1 protein-coding gene is annotated in these 240 nt (G+C 36.7%); it reads left to right on the top strand.

Annotation, left to right across the window (positions count from 1 at the left end):
- Positions 1–180 (top strand): aspartate 1-decarboxylase (locus SB658_RS27165; RefSeq protein ID WP_410603637.1); only part of this gene is annotated, 180 nt, incomplete at its 5' end.
- Positions 181–240 lie beyond the last annotated feature (60 nt).

Below are 240 nucleotides of genomic sequence, written 5' to 3' on the forward strand. Positions count from 1 at the left end.
GTTTGTTTAAATGGTGCAGCTGCAAGGCTTGTACAGCCAGGGGATAAAGTTATTATTATTTGCTACGGTTTAGTGGCAGAAGAAAATATTCATAACCAAGAGCCGAAAATTGCAGTATTAGACGATGATAATCAAATTATCCAAATGTTAGGCGCTGAAAAAGCGGGTACGATATTATAAGTAAGAAGGCTATCTCTATTGCGGAGATAGCTTTTTTGTGCATCTTTTCATTAAGATGAG

The organism is Bacillus sp. SIMBA_008 (assembly GCF_046535495.1).
Lineage (GTDB): Bacteria > Bacillota > Bacilli > Bacillales > Bacillaceae > Bacillus > Bacillus subtilis.